General features: G+C 77.4%; 12 protein-coding genes. All 12 read left to right on the top strand.

Features of this window, described 5'->3' with window-relative positions:
* The first annotated feature begins 58 nt into the window (after nucleotides 1-58).
* On the top strand, nucleotides 59-961 hold the full coding sequence (folP, locus tag ACFUMH_RS04765; RefSeq protein WP_378201258.1) for a dihydropteroate synthase: 903 nt from the start codon (nucleotides 59-61) through the stop codon (nucleotides 959-961).
* Nucleotides 958-2,841 carry a 2-amino-4-hydroxy-6-hydroxymethyldihydropteridine diphosphokinase gene (gene folK, locus ACFUMH_RS04760; protein ID WP_378201184.1) on the top strand — a complete coding sequence of 628 codons (1,884 nt, stop codon included), beginning with the start codon at nucleotides 958-960 and terminating at the stop codon, nucleotides 2,839-2,841. Before folP ends, folK begins: the two co-directional genes overlap by 4 nt.
* Nucleotides 2,838-3,329, top strand: a complete 492-nt coding sequence (locus ACFUMH_RS04755) for a DUF3180 domain-containing protein (protein ID WP_378201181.1) — start codon at nucleotides 2,838-2,840, stop codon at nucleotides 3,327-3,329. Before folK ends, ACFUMH_RS04755 begins: the two co-directional genes overlap by 4 nt.
* Before the next feature lie 99 nt (nucleotides 3,330-3,428).
* On the top strand, nucleotides 3,429-3,950 hold the full coding sequence (locus ACFUMH_RS04750) for a PH domain-containing protein (RefSeq protein WP_378201178.1): 522 nt from the start codon (nucleotides 3,429-3,431) through the stop codon (nucleotides 3,948-3,950).
* Nucleotides 3,947-5,632: a PH domain-containing protein gene (locus tag ACFUMH_RS04745; RefSeq protein WP_378201175.1), complete on the top strand. Its 1,686-nt coding sequence runs from the start codon at nucleotides 3,947-3,949 to the stop codon at nucleotides 5,630-5,632. The genes ACFUMH_RS04750 and ACFUMH_RS04745 overlap by 4 nt, the downstream gene beginning before the upstream one ends.
* Nucleotides 5,629-6,702 (top strand): Rossmann-like and DUF2520 domain-containing protein, encoded by a 1,074-nt coding sequence (locus ACFUMH_RS04740; RefSeq protein WP_378201172.1) that lies wholly within the window; start codon nucleotides 5,629-5,631, stop codon nucleotides 6,700-6,702. Before ACFUMH_RS04745 ends, ACFUMH_RS04740 begins: the two co-directional genes overlap by 4 nt.
* Complete coding sequence (gene panC / locus ACFUMH_RS04735; RefSeq protein WP_378201169.1) at nucleotides 6,699-7,631, top strand: pantoate--beta-alanine ligase; 933 nt, start codon at nucleotides 6,699-6,701, stop codon at nucleotides 7,629-7,631. The genes ACFUMH_RS04740 and panC overlap by 4 nt, the downstream gene beginning before the upstream one ends.
* On the top strand, nucleotides 7,628-8,149 hold the full coding sequence (panD, locus tag ACFUMH_RS04730; RefSeq protein WP_378201166.1) for an aspartate 1-decarboxylase: 522 nt from the start codon (nucleotides 7,628-7,630) through the stop codon (nucleotides 8,147-8,149). Before panC ends, panD begins: the two co-directional genes overlap by 4 nt.
* Nucleotides 8,146-9,888 carry an L-aspartate oxidase gene (locus ACFUMH_RS04725; RefSeq protein ID WP_378201163.1) on the top strand — a complete coding sequence of 581 codons (1,743 nt, stop codon included), beginning with the start codon at nucleotides 8,146-8,148 and terminating at the stop codon, nucleotides 9,886-9,888. Before panD ends, ACFUMH_RS04725 begins: the two co-directional genes overlap by 4 nt.
* Before the next feature lie 35 nt (nucleotides 9,889-9,923).
* A complete protein-coding gene (locus tag ACFUMH_RS04720) occupies nucleotides 9,924-11,261 on the top strand; it encodes a sensor histidine kinase (RefSeq protein ID WP_378201160.1) in 1,338 nt (445 codons plus the stop codon).
* Complete coding sequence (locus tag ACFUMH_RS04715) at nucleotides 11,240-11,962, top strand: response regulator (protein ID WP_378201157.1); 723 nt, start codon at nucleotides 11,240-11,242, stop codon at nucleotides 11,960-11,962. Before ACFUMH_RS04720 ends, ACFUMH_RS04715 begins: the two co-directional genes overlap by 22 nt.
* Nucleotides 11,963-12,127: 165 nt before the next feature.
* Nucleotides 12,128-17,005 carry an endo-1,4-beta-xylanase gene (locus tag ACFUMH_RS04710; RefSeq protein ID WP_378201154.1) on the top strand — a complete coding sequence of 1,626 codons (4,878 nt, stop codon included), beginning with the start codon at nucleotides 12,128-12,130 and terminating at the stop codon, nucleotides 17,003-17,005.
* Nucleotides 17,006-17,041: the final 36 nt, after the last annotated feature.

Raw genomic sequence — 17,041 nt, 5'->3', positions numbered from 1 at the left:
CGACGAGCGGCTGACCGCCCTCCCGGCGGCGCTGCGCGCGCCGGGGCGCACGCTCGTCATGGGCGTCGTCAACGTCACCCCCGACTCGTTCTCCGACGGCGGGCGCTGGTTCGACGCCGACGCGGCCGTCGCGCACGGCGTCGAGCTCGCCGCGCAGGGCGCGGACCTGCTCGACGTCGGCGGCGAGTCCACCCGTCCCGGCGCCGCCCGGGTGCCGGTCGACGAGGAGCTCGCGCGCGTGCTGCCCGTGGTCCGCCGGCTCGTCGCCGAGGGGGCGGCCGTCAGCGTCGACACGACGCGCGCGTCGGTCGCGGAGGCCGCCGTCGACGCGGGCGCGGTGCTGGTCAACGACGTGTCGGGGGGCATGGCCGACCCCGGCATGGCCGCCGTCGTCGCCCGCACGGGCGCCGCGTACGTGGCGATGCACTGGCGCGGGCACGCGGACGTCATGGACGCGCACGACCGGTACGACGACGTGGTCGCCGACGTGCGGCGCGAGCTGGCCGACCGGGTCGCGGCGCTGCGCGGCGCGGGCGTGCGCGACGACCAGGTCGTGCTCGACCCGGGCCTCGGCTTCGCCAAGACCGGCGCGAGCAACTGGCCGCTGCTCGCGCACCTGCCGGAGCTCGTGGCGGACGGGTTCCCCGTGCTGGTCGGCGCGAGCCGCAAGCGCTTCCTCGGGCACCTGCTCGCCGGCGCCGACGGGCAGCCCGTGCCGCCGGCCGCGCGCGACCACGCCACGGCGGCCGTGACGGCCCTCGCGGCGGCGGCCGGCGTGTGGGCGGTGCGCGTGCACGAGGTCGCCGCGTCGGCGGACGCCGTGCGCGTCGCCGCCGCCTGGCGGGCCGCGGCCGCCCCGGCGGCGGACGTCCCTGCGGCCACGACCACGAAGGCCGGGCGCGCGACGGTGCGCGTCGGGCATGCTGCGGGCAGGACGCCCGGACCGGAGGGAGTGCGGTGAGCGCGCAGGACGACGTGCAGGACGGCGGCGGACGACGGCTGGACCAGATCCGGCTCGACGGCATCCGTGCGACCGGGTACCACGGGGTGTTCGCGCACGAGCGGCGCGAGGGGCAGACGTTCGTCGCGGACGTCGTCGTGCACCTCGACACGCGCCGGGCCGCCGCGACCGACGACCTCGCGCACACGCTGAACTACGGCACGCTGGCGGAGCACGTCGCCGCCGTGCTGGCGGGCGACCCGGCCGACCTGATCGAGACCGTGGCCGAGCGCATCGCGGCGACCGTGCTCGCGCAGCCGCACGTGCACGCCGTCGACGTGGCGGTGCACAAGCCGCAGGCGCCGATCACCGTGCCGTTCGGCGACGTCGTCGTCTCCATCCGCCGCGACCGCACCAAGCTGCCTGCCGCCGAGCCGTACCGCCCCGGCTCCGGCGAGGTCCGCCGCGCCGACACCGGGCCGCGGCCCGCCGTGCCGCACCCGCCGACGGCGCCGCTGCCCGTGACGCCCCCGCCGGGCGTCCACGTGACCGCCGAGGCGGCGGACCTGCCGCACGACCCGGCCGGGCTGCCGGTCGACCTGCCGGGCGACCCGCTCGCCGCGCCCCCCGCGGGGCCGGCCGGCGCGCCCGCCACCGAGCCGCCCGCCGTGCCCGCCCGCCACGCGGCCGGTGCGGACAGCGGTCCCGACGGCACGCGTCCGCTGGTGATGGGCGGGGCGCCCACGGGCGCCGTGCCGACGGGCGTGCAGCCGGCCGTGGCCGCCGGCGCGGGCGCCGCGCTGGCCGGTCCCGGCCCCGGTGCCCCCGCACCCGTGGGGCCGCCCGTCGCGTCGCCGTCGTCCGGGCTCCCGCTGCACGCCGCGCGGCACGAGCCCGACCACGCCGGCGCCGGCGAGGGCGGCGCCCCCGCGCACGACGACGCCGCGGAGGCGCGCACCCAGTTCCTGCCGCCGCTGCGCGAGCCCCTCGACGGGCCGCTCGACGGACCGCTCGACCGCCCGCTCGACGACCGTCGCGCGGACCCGCTCGACGACCCGCGCACGCAGGTCATGCCGCCGGTGCGCGACGACGACGCCGTCGAGGGCGAGGTGCTCACCGACGAGCTCGACCGGGCGCCCGCGCAGCCCGTCGAGACGGTGCTCGCGCTGGGGGCGAACCTCGGGCCGGCGCAGGAGACGCTGCGCCAGGCGGTGTCCGACCTGGCCGCCGTCCCCGGGCTGGACGTCGTCGCGGTGTCGCCGCTCGCGCGGACGGCGTCGGTCGGCGGCCCGGACCAGCCCGACTACCTCAACGCGGTCGTCCTGGCGCGCACGACCCTCGCACCGCGCGACCTGCTGCGCGCGGTGCACGCGGTCGAGCAGCGGCACGGCCGCGAGCGGCTCGAGCACTGGGGCCCGCGCACGCTGGACATCGACATCGTCGTGCACGGCACGACGCTCGCCGTCACGGACGACCTCGAGCTGCCGCACCCGCGCGCCCACGAGCGCGCGTTCGTGCTCGAGCCGTGGGCGCAGGTCGACCCCGAGGCGGTCCTGCCGGGGCTCGGCGGCGGCCCCGTGGCGCAGCTCGCCGCGACGGCGCCCGACCGCGACGGCGTGCGGTGGATGGCGCTCGACTGGCTGACGGCGCCCGTGCCGGCGGCCAGCCCCGAGCCGGACGGCCCCGACGCCGGGCAGACGGTGCGCCCGCACGTCGAGGACGCGCACCCGCAGACGGCGACGTCCAGCCCGTTCGACCCGGTGGGCTCGGTCGACCCGTCCGCCACGCCGGAGGGCCCGCGCCCGTTCCTGCCGGTGACGGGGACGTCGCCGGCGGTGCCGCCGCCGCCCGCGCCGGGGCCGTGGGCCGGCGACCCGCGCGGGGACGCGCACCGCCCGTGACCGCCACCCGCCTGCGGACGCTGCTCCTGGTCGCCGCCGCCGCCACGGCGGTGACGTGGTGGCTCATGCAGATGACGGTCGGCCGCGGGGCGAGCACGCCGCCGGAGGTGCCGTGGCTCGTCGTCGCGGTGGAGCTGGTCATCGCCGGCGTCGTGCTCGCGCTCGGGTGGGCGGTGCGGCAGTACCAGCAGGGCAGGCGCCCGTCGCTGAGCCCGCTGCGCGCCGCCCGCACGGCCGTCCTCGCGAAGGCGTCGTGCTACACCGGCGCGCTGCTCGTCGGCTGGTACGGCGGGCAGGCCCTGTCGCTGCTCACGGACGCGGACGTGCCCGGCAACCCCGGGCGTGCGGGGGCGGCGGGCCTGGCCGTGCTGGGCGCCGCGGTGCTCGCCGCCGTCGGGCTCGTCGTCGAGCACTTCTGCCGCGTGCCGCCGCCGGACGGCGACGCCGAGCGGCGCCCCGAGCCGGACGCCGACCCGACCGCAGGCTGACCCCGCGCCCGGCCGGCCCGCGCCCGGCGGCTCCGCACGCAGCCGGGCTCCGTCCCGGGACGGAGCCGGGCGGACCCCGCCGGTGCCAGGATGGTGGCCATGACCACCCAGACCCCGGCGCCCGTCCCCGCGCCCGCCGCCGGACCGTTCGACCCCGCGGACGTCACGTGGACGCCGGTGTCGACGCGCCTGGCCACGGTGCGCCTGCTCATGCTCGCGCTGTGGGGCGGCGGCCTCGTCGTGGTCCTCGCACTGGTCGCCGGGCTGATCGGCGTCGGCTGGGTGTGGGTGTTCCCCGCCGTGGCCGCCGTGCTGGTGCTGTGGCCGGCGCTGCTGGTCCGCCGGCAGGTGCGCGCGCTGGGGTACGCGGAGCGCGCCGACGACCTGCTGATCCGGCGCGGCATCCTGTTCCGGCAGCTCGTCGTGGTGCCGTACGGCCGCATGCAGTACGTCGACGTGAGCGCCGGCCCGGTGCAGCGCCGGTTCGGCATCGCGACCGTGCAGCTGCACACCGCGGCCCCCGGCACGGACGCGACCATCCCCGGCCTGCCCCCGCAGGAGGCGGCCCGCCTGCGCGACCGTCTGGCGTCGCGCGGCGAGGCCCGGCTGGCGGGCCTGTGAGCACCGACCTGCGCCCGGTGCCGGAGCGGGCCCCGGAGGACGCGTACGACTGGCGCCGCATGCACCCCGTCACGCCGGCGCTGCGCGGGTGGAAGGTCTTCGCCGCGTTCGTCGCGGCCATCGGGTTCCAGGCGGCCGACAACCTGCGCGACCTGGGGGAGTGGCTCGGGCCGGGCCGGGCGTGGCTCGCGATCCTGGGCGTGCTGCTCGTGGTCGCGCTCGTCGGGTTCGTGTACTCGGCGCTCGCGTGGCGCGTCACGAGGTTCGCGGTAACGGACGAGGCGGTGCACCTGCGCCAGGGCCTGCTGTTCCGTCAGCAGCGCCAGGCGCGGCTGGACCGGCTGCAGGCCGTCGACGTCGTGCAGCCGCTGCTCGCGCGCCTGCTGGGCCTCGCGCAGCTCAACCTCGAGGTCGCGGGCGGCACCGGGTCGGCCGTGCAGCTGGCGTTCCTGCGAGAGCCCGACGCGGAGCAGCTGCGCGCGCAGATCCTCGCGCTGTCGGCGGGCCTGCGGCCGGGCGGCGCCCCGGCTGCGACGGGCGCGGCGACCGGCGTCGGCCCGGCCCGGGACGGCACCGCCGACGGCACGCCCCACGGCACCGCCGCCGGCACGTCCACCGGTGCCGCGCCGACGGACGGCACGGCGCCCGGCGCGACGGCGGCGCCCGCGACGCCCGACGGGACCGGCGCCCCCGCGCCGCAGCCCTTCGTCGCCGCACCCGAGCAGCAGGTCTACGACGTGCCGATGCCGCGCCTGGTCCGCTCCATCCTGCGCTCGGCCTCGCCGTGGGTGTTCGTCGTCGTGGTCGTCGCGGCGGTCGTCGCCGTCGTCGTCACGGGTGACGTCGGGCCGCTGTTCGTCGTGGTGCCCGGCGCGCTGGGCGTCGGCGGGTACGTGTGGGGACGGCTCAACGTCGCGGCGACGTTCCGCGCGGCCACGTCGCCGGACGGCATCCGGCTGCGGCACGGCCTGACGGAGACGCGCACGCAGACCGTGCCGCCGGGGCGCGTGCAGGCGGTGCGCCTCACGCAGGGACCGCTGTGGCGGCGCCCCGACTGGTGGCGCGTCGAGATGAACGTCGCCGGCTACGGCGCCGAGGCGGCCAACGAGTCGGTGCTGCACCCGGTCGCGACGCGCCAGGAGGCGGCGGTCGCGCTGTGGCTGGTGCTGCCGGACCTCGGCACGGACGACCCGCTCGGCGCCCTCGACGCGGCGTTCGACGGCCAGGGCGACGCGGGCGGCTTCACGCCCGCGCCGGAGCGTGCGCGCTGGCTGGACCCGCTGGGCTGGCGCCGGCACGGCGTGCTGGTCACGCGCACCGCGCTGGTCATGCGGTCGGGGCGCTGGTGGCGGACCGTCGTCGTCGTCCCGCACGAGCGCACGCAGAGCCTCGCGGTGACGCAGGGCCCGGTGCAGCGGCGGCTGGGGGTGGCGACGTTCGTCGCGCACTCGACGCCCGGGCCGGTCAGCCCGCAGGTGGCGCACCTCGACGGCGCCGTCGCCGGGGCCCTGCTCGGCGAGCAGGCCGAGCGCGCGCGGCAGGCGCGGGCGGTCGCCGGACCCGAGCTGTGGATGCGCGCGGCGGAGGCGCCGCACGCGCCCGCGTCCCTCGGCGTGGTGGAGCCCGCCGCCGGCCGGGTGCCGCCGCCGGACGCACCGGACGCACCCGGGGACGTGCGGTGAGCGCCGACCCCGCCGCCCGCCCGGGGCGCCTCGGGGTCGGCGTCGTCGGGGCGGGCCGCGTGGGGGCCGTGCTCGGCAGCGCGCTGCGCGGTGCCGGGCACCCCGTCGTGGCGGTCAGCGCGGTGTCGCAGGCGTCGCGCGAGCGCGCGTCGACGCTCCTGCCGGGCGTGCCGGTCGTCGACGTGCCGGAGGTGGTGCGCCGCGCCGAGCTCGTCCTGCTGGCCGTGCCGGACGACGCCCTGCCGGGGCTCGTGCGCGGCCTCGCGGGGACGGGCGGCTGGCAGCCCGGGCAGATCGTCGTGCACACGTCCGGACGCTTCGGCGTGGACGTGCTCGCGCCGGCGCGCGCCGCGGGCGTCATCCCGCTCGCGCTGCACCCGGCCATGACGTTCACCGGGACGTCGCTCGACCTCGCCCGGCTCGTCGGCTGCGCGTTCGCGGTGACCGCGCCCGCCCCGGTGCTGCCGATCGGCCAGGCGCTCGTCGTCGAGGTCGGCGGCGAGCCGGTCGTCGTCGCCGAGGAGGCGCGCGGGCTGTACCACGCGGGGCTCGCGCACGCGGCGAACCACCTCGTCGTGCTCGTCGCGCAGGCCGCGCAGGCGCTGCGCGCGGCCGGGGTCGGCGAGCCCGGGCGTGTGCTGCGGCCCCTGCTGGACGCCGCGCTCGACGGCGCCCTGCGCGCCGAGGACGCCGGCGGCGGCGACGGCCCGGGCGCGATCACGGCGCTGACGGGACCGGTCCGCCGCGGCGACGCCGGGACCGTGCAGGAGCACGCTGTGACGCTCGCCGCACTGGGGGCCGCGACCGGCGCGGTCGACGTGCCGAGCGGGTACGGTGCCCTGGCTCGCGCGGCCACGTCGCGCGCGCTCGCGGCCGGCCTGCTCGGGCCCGCGGACGCCCAGCGGGTGCTCGACGCGCTCGCGGGCATCAACGCGGCGCCCGGGGTGTTGGACCCTCAGGACGGCCCCGGCGCCGCCCCGGGCCCGGACCCCCGGCGCGCGGTGGTGCAGGACGACGCGCAGGACGACGCGCACGACGACGGCGGCACGTCGCCGCAGGAGGACGCATGACGACCAGTCCCGTGCTGGTGCAGGACCGCGAGGCCCTCGAGGACGCGCTCGACGCGCAGGACGAGGCGGCGCTCGCCGTCGACGACCCGGCCGGCGGGCGCCCGTACCTGCGTGCCGTGGTGATGACGATGGGCGCGCTGCACGACGGCCACCTCGCGCTGGTGCGCCGCGCGCGCGAGCTCGCGGACGCGGTCGTGGTGACGATCTTCGTCAACCCGCTGCAGTTCGGCCCGTCCGAGGACCTCGCGCGCTACCCGCGCGACCTCGACGGGGACCTCGCGCTGCTGACCGGCGAGGGCCTGCTCGGCGCGGGCGACGTCGTGCTGGCGCCGACCGTCGACGTCGTCTACCCCGACGGCGACCCGGTGGTGCACGTCGGCGCCGGCCGCCTCGGCGACGTGCTCGAGGGCGCCGCGCGCCCGGGGCACCTCGACGGCGTCCTCACGGTCGTGCTCAAGCTCCTGCACCTGACGCGCCCCGACGTCGCGGTGTTCGGCGCCAAGGACGCGCAGCAGCTCGCCGCCGTGCGCCGCATGGTGCGCGACCTCGACGTCCCGGTCGAGGTCGTCGCGGAGCCGACCGTCCGCGAGGACGACGGCCTCGCCCTCTCGAGCCGCAACGCGTACCTGTCCGCCGCGGAGCGCGCCCGCGCGCTCGGGCTGTCCGCGGCGCTGCGGGCGGGCGCGGCCGCGGCCGACGCCGGCCCCGACGCGGTCCGCACCGCCGCCCGCGCGGCCCTCGACGCGGCCCTGACCGCCGACGACGCGGTCGACTACGTCGCCCTCGTCGACCCGGCGACGTTCGCGGACGCCGACGACGCGACGTCCGACGCCCTGCTGCTCGTCGCCGCCCGCGTCGGCGCGACGCGCCTCATCGACAACGCGCCCGTCGCCCTGCGGGCCGCGGCCACGGCCGGGGGTGCCGCATGACGACGCTCCGGCGGACGATGATGACCGGCAAGATCCACCGTGCCACGGTGACGGCGGCGGACCTGCACTACGTCGGCTCCATCACGGTCGACGCGGACCTGCTCGCGGCGGCGGACGTGCTGCCCGGGCAGCAGGTCGACGTCGTCGACGTCACCAACGGCTCGCGCCTGACCACCTACGCGATCGCGGGCGAGGCCGGGTCGGGGCAGGTGTGCGTCAACGGCGCCGCCGCGCACCTCGTGCACCCGGGCGACGTCGTGATCGTCATCGCCTACGGCACGATGTCCGACGCCGAGGCCCGCACGTACACGCCGCACGTCGTGCTCGTCGACGCGGACAACCGGGTCGTCGACACGAACGAGGACCCGGGGCAGGTGCCGCCCGCGTGGACGGCCGAGGCCGGGCTCGTGCCGAGCGGCCTGCCGTTCGGCGAGGGCCGCGCGGCCGTCGCGTCGGCGCCGCACGGCACGCAGCCGCACGGCACGGACGCCGACGCCCCGCCCGTCGACGCCCGGTGACGCACCTCGCGACCCGCCTGGCGGCACCCGCCCCGGGCTGGACCGTCCGCGCCGACGCCGTGGTCGTCGGGTCGGGCATCGCGGGGCTCACGGCCGCGCTGGAGCTGCGGACGCGCGTGCGCCGCGTGCTGCTCGTGACGAAGGACGTGCTGTCGTCCGGGTCGACGGTGTGGGCGCAGGGCGGCATCGCCGCGGCGCTCGACCCGGGCGACTCGCCGGCCGCGCACCTGCGCGACACGCTCGTCGCGGGCGCCGGCCTGTGCGACCCGCGCGCGGTCGAGATGCTCGTGACCGAGGGCCCGGCGCGGGTGCACGAGCTCGTCACGCGCGGCGCGGTGTTCGACACGGGCCCCGACGGCGCGATCAGCCTGACCCGCGAGGGCGGCCACCTCGCCGACCGCATCGCGCACGCCGGCGGCGACGCGACGGGCGCCGAGATCTCCCGCGCGCTCGTCGCGCAGATCGAGGCGGTGCGCGACGACCCGGGCATCGAGGTCGTCGAGCATGCGCTCGTCCTGGACGTGCTGACGGGGGCGCCGGGCCCCGACGGCGCCCCCGGCCCGGTCCGCGGCGTCACGCTGCACGTCATCGGCGAGGGCTCGCGCGACGGCGTCGGCGCGGCGCTGGCGCCGGCGGTGGTGCTCGCCACCGGCGGCATCGGGCAGGTGTACCGGTCCTCGACCAACCCGGCGCTCGCGACGGGCGACGGCATCGCCGCGGCCCTGCGCGCGGGCGCGCGGCTCGGCGACCTGGAGTTCGTGCAGTTCCACCCGACGGTGCTGTGGCTCGGCTCCGGGGTGAAGGGGCAGCTGACGCTCGTCTCGGAGGCCGTGCGCGGCGAGGGCGCCTACCTGCTCGACACCGACGGCGTCCGGTTCATGCCGGACGAGCACCCGCTGGCCGAGCTCGCGCCGCGGGACGTCGTCGCGCACGCCATCGTCCGCCGGACCGCCGCCACCGGCGCGGACCACGTCTGGCTCGACGCGCGCCACCTCGGCGCCGACTTCCTGCGCCGCCGCTTCCCGACGATCCACGCGCGGCTGCTCGAGCACGGCATCGACCTGACGACCGACCTGGTGCCGGTCGCGCCGGCGCAGCACTACCACTCGGGCGGCGTCGTCACGGACCTCGACGGACGGGCGTCCGTGCCCGGCCTGTACGCGGTGGGGGAGGTCGCGTGCACCGGCGTGCACGGCGCGAACCGGCTGGCGTCGAACTCGCTGCTCGAGGGCCTGGTGTTCGCGCACCGTGCCGCGCGCGACGTCGTCGCCCGCCTCGAGGGCGGCTTCCTCGCCCCCGGCGACCCGGTCGAGCGGCCCGGGGACGCGGCCCTCGTGGCAGCCGCGGCGCGCTCGCGCGTGCAGCGTGCCGCCACCGACGGGCCGGGTGTGCTCCGGTCCGGGGACGGCCTGCACCGGGCGGCCGACGTGCTCGCGGCCGTCCCGACGGACGCGCACCGCCGGCACGACGACGGCCGCGCGCTCGCGGCGCCGCAGACCGCCGAGTGGGAGACCACGAACGTCCACCAGGTCGCGACCGTGCTGACGCAGGCCGCGCTGGCGCGCGAGGAGTCGCGCGGCGGGCACGCCCGGACGGACTTCCCCGCGACGTCGGACGCGTGGCGCGTGCGCGTGGAGGTGGCGCTCGACGCCGACGGGCGCGTGGGGGTCGCCCGCGCCCCCGTCCGCGCGGCCGACGGCCTCCTCCCCGCGGGGGAGACGGCCGTGCCGCGGGGCTGATCCGCCCGCGCGGCGGCGAACCTAGGCTGCCGGGCATGCCCGCTCCCGTCCCCGCGCCCCCGGCGCCCGCGTCCGCCCCGCCGGCGCCACCGCCCCTCGGCCCGTGGTCGCGCACGTGGCGCTACCTCGTGGCGGCGGCCGTGGGCCTGGTCGTCTGGGCCCTCTTCGTCGAGGACGTGTCGACGACGACGCAGGCGTGGCAGCCGTTCGCGGTCCTCGCGCTCCTCCTCGACCTCCTGCTCGGCGCCGTGGCGACCGGGCTGCTCGCCCTGCGTCGGCGGACCCCGCTGGCGACCGCCCTGGTCACCGCCGCCCTCACGGCCGTCTCGTCCGCCGCGGTCGGCGCGGCGGTGCTGGCGCTCGTGTCGGTGTCGACGCGGCGCCGGTGGCGCGAGGTGCTGGCCGTCGGGGCGACGTGGCTCGTCGCCATGGTCGCCAGCGAGCTGGTCTACACGACGCTGTACGGCGGCGAGCGCACCGAGCTGCTGCCCGTGCTGGCACTGGCCGTCCTCCTCGTCGGTCTGTTCGTCGCCGTCGGCTTCTACGTCGGCGCCCGCCGCGAGCTCGTGCGGTCCCTGCGCGAGCGTGCCGAGGCCGCCGAGGCGGCGCAGGAGTCGCGCGCGGAGCAGGCCCGCGCCGCCGAGCGCACCCGCATCGCCCGGGAGATGCACGACGTGCTCGCGCACCGCATCTCGCTCGTGGCGCTGCAGGCGGGCGGGCTCGCGTACCGCGACGACCTGACGCGCGAGCAGGCGCACGCGGCCGCGGAGGCGATCCGCGACAGCGCCCACCGGGCGCTCGAGGAGCTCCGCGAGGTCCTCGGCGTGCTGCGTGCCGACGACCCCGCGCCCGCGGAGCACGAGCCGCCGCAGCCGACCCTCGACGAGCTGCCCGCCCTGCTGGCCGACCTCGACGAGGCGGGCGCGACCGTGGCGCTCGACGTGTCGGGGCTGCCGGGGGCCGCGCGCGCGTCGCTCGCCGACGTGCCGACGTCCGTGTCCCGCACGGCGTTCCGCCTGCTGCAGGAGGCGCTGACGAACGCGCAGAAGCACGCGCCCGGCGCGCCCGTGGCCGTGCGGCTCGCCGGGGCGCCCGGAGGGCGGCTCGAGCTGACGGTGACGAACCCGCTGCCGGCGGGCGTCCCCGTGCCGGCCGGTGGCCGCGTGCCCGTGGGCGGTGCCGTGCCGGTGGGCGGTGCCGTGCCGGTGGGCGGTGCCGACGACGGCCGGCGCGTGCCGGGTGCGGGGCTCGGCCTGGTGGGCGCGCACGAGCGCGCCGCCCTCGCCGGGGGCGGGCTGGCGCACGGGCGCGAGCGGGGGCCGGACGGGACGGACCGGTTCGTCGTGGGAGCGTGGCTGCCGTGGTCGGCGTGACGGGGACGGGTGCGGACGTGCCGGGGACGGACGGCACGGCGAGAGGGGCGACGGTGCGCGTGGTCGTCGTCGACGACGACGCGATGGTCCGCTCGGGGCTGCGCCTCATCCTCGGCGGGGACCGTCGCATCGAGGTCGTCGGCGAGTGCGCCGACGGGCAGGAGGCGGTCACCGAGGTGCTGCAGCTGCGCCCGGACGTGGTGCTCATGGACGTCCGCATGCCGCGCGTGGACGGCGTCACGGCGCTGCGCACGCTGCGGTCGCGCGGCTCCGGCGCGCGCGTCGTCGTGCTGACGACGTTCGACGCGGACGAGCTCGTGCTGCGGGCGCTGCGCGAGGGCGCCGCGGGGTTCCTGCTCAAGGACACCCCGCCGGCGCAGCTCGTCGACGCCGTGCACCGCGTGGCGGCGGGGGAGCCCGCGCTGTCGCCGACGGTGACGGCGCAGCTCATCGCGACGGTCGCGCAGCCGCAGGACGCCGCACGCCGGGCGGCCGCGCGCCGGCTGCTCGCGGGCCTGACGCCGCGCGAGCGGGACGTCGCGGTGGCCGTCGCGCAGGGCCTGTCGAACACCGAGGTGGCGGCGCAGCTGCACCTGGGCCTGGCCACCGTAAAGACGCACGTGGGGCACCTGTACGCGAAGCTCGGCGCGGCCAACCGGGTGCAGGTCGCCCGGGTGGTGCACGACGCGGGCGACGCCTGAGGTCGCCGCGTCGCGTGCGCCGTCACCCGAGAGCCTGAACGACCGATATTTTCGATCACGATCGCGCAACGCCGTCCGGGCGAACCTTCCGTCGGACACTGGTTCAGCTTCATGATGCTCGCGTAGTTTGCAGCCACATTGCCGTCGTTGCGCAAGGGAGCGTCGATGCGTCGGACCCGGAGGCCCAGAACAGGCCTCGAAAGTATCGGAATCGGAGCGGTCGTCCTCGGCCTGGTCGCCGCTCCTCTCATCGGGACGCAGGCGCTCGCCGCCGGCACCGAGCCCGTCGTCGTCCTGGAGGCGGACTTCGACGACGGCACCCTGGGCGACCTCCAGCAGAGCGGGAGCCCGACCTTCGGCTACGTCGACGAGGGCACGGGCAAGGCCCTCAGCATCACCGACCGCGCCAACTCGTGGGACTCGGTCGCCTCCGCGGCCGGCGTCATGGAGGCGGGCGTCGAGTACACGCTGTCCGCCCGGGTGCGCCTGGTCGACGACGTCGCGGGCGCCACGGCGCGCTTCACGATGTTCGACGGCAAGGAGGCCTACGACTGGCTGGCGAACACGCCCGTGACGGCGTCCGGCTGGACGACGATCGAGGGCACGTGGACGCTGCCGGCCACGGCCGACCCCGCCGCGGCGAAGTTCACCTTCGAGGCCGGCGCGGGCAGCACGAACGTGTCCGTCCTGCTCGACGACGTGCTCGTCACGCGTCCTGCCGCCGAGCCGACGGTCACCGAGGTCCTCTCGGCGACCTTCGACGACGGCACGCTCGGCCCGCTGCAGCAGAGCGGCAGCCCGACGTTCGGCTACGTCGACGAGGGCGCCGGCAAGGCGCTGAGCATCACCGGCCGCGCCAACTCGTGGGACTCGGTCGCGTCGCCGGCCGGCCTCATGGAGGCGGGCGTCGAGTACACGCTGTCCGCGCGGGTGCGCCTGGTCGACGACGTCGCGGGCGCCACGGCGCGCTTCACGATGTTCGACGGCAAGGAGGCCTACGACTGGCTGGCGAACACGCCCGTGACGGCGTCCGCGTGGACGACGATCGAGGGCACGTGGACGCTGCCGGCCACGGCCGACCCCGCCGCCGCGAAGTTCACCTTCGAGGCCGGCGCGGGCAGCACCAACGTGTCCGTCCTGCTCGACGACGTGCTCGTCACGCGTCCCGGTGCGGGCGGCGGCGAGCAGCCCGAGCCCGTCGTCCCCGGCGGCGCGCTGAACCCGACAACCACCCCGGTCACCGCCGCGCGCGGCACGGGCGACGTCGCGGCGCTCACGTTCGACGACGGCCCCAACGGCGCCGACACCACCGCGCTCCTCGACTTCCTCGCGGAGAACGACCTGCCCGCGACGTTCTGCGTCATCGGCCAGAACATCCAGGCGCCGGGCGGTGCGGACCTGCTCAAGCGGATCGTCCGCGAGGGCCACACCCTGTGCAACCACTCCACCGGCTACGCCGACATGGGTGGCTGGTCGGCCGACCGCGTCCGCGCGGACCTCGTCGAGAACCTCGAGATCATCCGCACGGCGCTCGGCGACCCGCAGGCGCAGGTGCCTTACTTCCGCGCGCCCAACGGCTCGTGGGGGAGCACGCGCCCGGTCGCCGTCGAGCTCGGCATGCAGCCGCTCGGCGTCGTCAACACGATCTCCGACTGGGAGACGCAGGACGAGGCCACGCTCACGGCCAACCTCCGCCGCGCCATGAAGCCCGGCGAGATCGTGCTCGTGCACGACGGCGGCGGCGACCGTGCCGGCTCCGTCGCGGCGACGCGCACGGTCGTCACCGAGCGCCTGGCCGACGGCTGGACGTTCACGCTGCCCGCGGGCGGCGCCCCGGAGAACCCCGCCGGCGGCACCGTCGTCAGCGACTTCGAGGACGGCACCCTGCAGGGCTGGTCCCCGCGGGACGACGGCAACGGCGCACCGACCGTCGAGGTCGTCGAGCCGGGCCACGACAGCGACCACGCCGCCCGCGTCAGCGGCCGCGTGTCGCAGGGCCAGGGCATGCAGTACCCCGTCGCGGGCGTCCTCGTGCCCGGCACGACGTACGACCTCGACGCGTGGATCCGCTTCGAGGGCACGCCGGGCGACATGACGCTCAGCGCGCACACCCGCACCGGCGAGACGGACGGCTACAGCAACCTCGTCCAGATCACCGGCGTCACCGGCGAGTGGACGCACGTCACCGGCCGGTTCGCCGTGCCGGCGGGCGTCCAGGAGATCTACTTCGAGACCGAGTGGGCGAGCGGCGAGGCGGGCAACACCTCGACGTTCCTCGTCGACGACGTCGCGATCACGCCGACGCCCCCGGGCACGGTGCAGGACCTGCCGCCGCTCAAGGGCACGGTCGACTTCCCGCTCGGCGTGGCGATCGACAGCCGCGAGACGACCGGCTCGGCCGCGCAGCTCACCGAGCTGCACTTCGGGCAGCTCACGCCCGAGAACCACATGAAGCCCGAGGCCTGGTACACGGGGCGGACGTTCACGCCGCACCCCGAGGCGGACGCCATCATGCGGTACGCGCAGGAGAACGACCTGCGCGTGTACGGGCACGTGCTCGCGTGGCACAGCCAGACGCCGGCCTGGTTCTTCCAGGACGACGCCGGCAACCCGCTGCCCGCCGACGAGGCCGGCAAGCAGGTCCTGCGCGACCGGCTGCGCACGCACGTCTTCGACATCGCCGAGTACCTCGCGTCCGAGTACGGCCTCTTCGGGTCGGACACGAACCCGCTGGTCGCCTGGGACGTCGTCAACGAGGTCATCTCCGACGGCTCCGAGTACGCCGACGGCATGCGCCGCAGCGAGTGGTACCGGATCCTCGGCGAGGAGTTCGTCGACCTCACGTTCGAGTACGCCGAGGAGGCGTTCAACGACGAGTACGCCGCGCCCGGCACCGACCGCCCGGTGACGCTGTTCATCAACGACTACAACACCGAGCAGGCCGGCAAGCAGCAGCGGTACTTCGACCTGGTCCAGCGCCTGCTGGCCCGGGGCGTGCCGATCGACGGCGTGGGCCACCAGTTCCACGTCAGCCTCGCGATGCCGGTCTCCGCGCTCGAGGGTGCCATCGAGAGGTTCTCCGGCCTCGGCCTCACGCAGGCCGTCACGGAGCTCGACGTCACCACCGGCACGCCGGAGAGCCAGGCCAAGTTCATCGAGCAGGGCTACTACTACCGCGACGCGTTCCGGATCTTCCGCGAGCACGCCGACGAGCTCTGGTCGGTCACGGTCTGGGGCCTGACGGACGGGCGCAGCTGGCGCGACTCGTCCGGCGGACCGCTGCTGTTCGACGACGACCTGTCGGCCAAGCCCGCCTACTACGGCGCGGCCGACGGCGAGCTGCCGGCGCGCCTGCGCACGGCGGACGTCTTCGCCGGTGACGTCCCGCTCGACGACGACGCCACGTCGGCCGCCGACTGGGACCGCCTGCGGCTGCACGCGATCGACGACGTGGCCGGCTTCCAGCTCCGCTGGGCGCCCGACCACCTCACCGCGTACGTCACGGTGGCCGACGCCACCGAGCAGGACGCCGACGCGGTGACGTTCGTCGCCGGGACGCAGGAGTACACGTTCGGGCGCGACGGCGAGGGCGACGTCGACGGCGTCGTCTCCGAGTCGGAGGACGGCTGGTCGGCCGTCGTGCACCTGCCGCTCTCCGGTGCCGCCGAGGGCGACACGCTCGACTTCGACGTGCGCGTCACCGACGGCTCCACGACGACGGGCTGGAACACGCCCGGCGTGGTCGGGACGCTCTCGCTGGTCGAGGCCCTGTCCTTCCTCGAGGTCGTCGAGACCGGCACCGCGCCGGCCGTCGACGGCGAGGTGGACGAGGCGTGGTCCACGGCGAACGTGGTCACCACGGACAAGCAGGTCGAGGGCACCACCGGCGCGACCGCCGAGGTGCGCACCCTGTGGCGCGGCAACCTCCTCTACGTCCTCGCGGACGTGGCGGACCCGGTCGTCGACGTCACGGGCTCCGACCCGTGGATCCAGGACTCGGTCGAGCTCTACGTCGACGCCGGGAACTTCAAGAGCACCGCCTACCGGTACGACGACACGCAGATCCGCATCAGCGCGGACAACGTGGTGTCGTTCGGCACGGGTGACACCGCGTTCCAGCAGGCGCGGCTGGTGTCGGCCGTGGTCCGCACGGACGGCGGCTACCGCGTCGAGGCGGCGATCAGCCTCCTCGACGAGGCCGGGCTCGGCACGTTCCACGGCCTGGACTTCCAGGTCAACGACGCGGCCGCCGGTGCGCGCACGTCGATCCGCAACTGGGCGGACCCGACGGGCGCCGGCTACCAGACCCCCGCCCGCTGGGGCGTGGGTCAGCTGGTGGCGGCCGAGGAGGAGCCGGAGCCGACGCCGACGCCCACCCCGACGGTGACGCCGACGCCGGAGCCCACGGACGAGCCGACGGAGGAGCCCACCGCGGAGCCGACGCCGACCCCGACCGTCGACCCGACGGACGAGCCGACGCCGACCCCGACGGACGAGCCGACGGCGACGCCGACGGCCTCCCCGACGGGTGAGCCGACGGCCGGGCCGACGACCGCCCCGACGACGTCGCCGACGGCCCCGGCCGACGGCACGCCGTCGATCACGGTGGACTCGGCGCAGGTCCGCGCCGGCGGGCAGGTCCAGGTCCGCCTGGCCGGCTTCGACGCCGGGCAGCGGGTCGCCGTCTCCCTCGGCGCCGGGGCCACGGCCCGCGGCGGCGCGGGCGTCGGTGCGGCGGCGGCCGCCACGGCGCCGGCGGGCAGCACGCTGCTCGGCACGGTGACGGTCGCGGCGGACGGCACGGCCACCCTGCGGGTGACGGTGCCGGCACGCACGACGGCGGGCGTCTACGTCCTGCAGGCCTCGACCGACGGCACGGTGCTCGCGAGCACCACGCTGACGGTGCTGGCCGCGCAGGCGGCGACCGGTGGCCTCGCGGTCACCGGTACCGGGATCGGCATCGGCGTGGTCGCCCTGCTGGTCCTGGCGGCGGGCGTCGCGCTCGTCGTCGCCCGTCGGCGGGGGCTGCTCAGGCGGTCCTGACGCGGACGTGGCCCGGCCGGGACGCCGATCCCGGCC

It is taken from the genome of Cellulomonas sp. NPDC057328 (assembly GCF_042667215.1).
GTDB lineage: Bacteria > Actinomycetota > Actinomycetes > Actinomycetales > Cellulomonadaceae > Cellulomonas.
The sequence above is the reverse complement of the archived record's forward strand: the minus strand, read 5'-3'. Positions and strand labels throughout refer to the sequence as shown.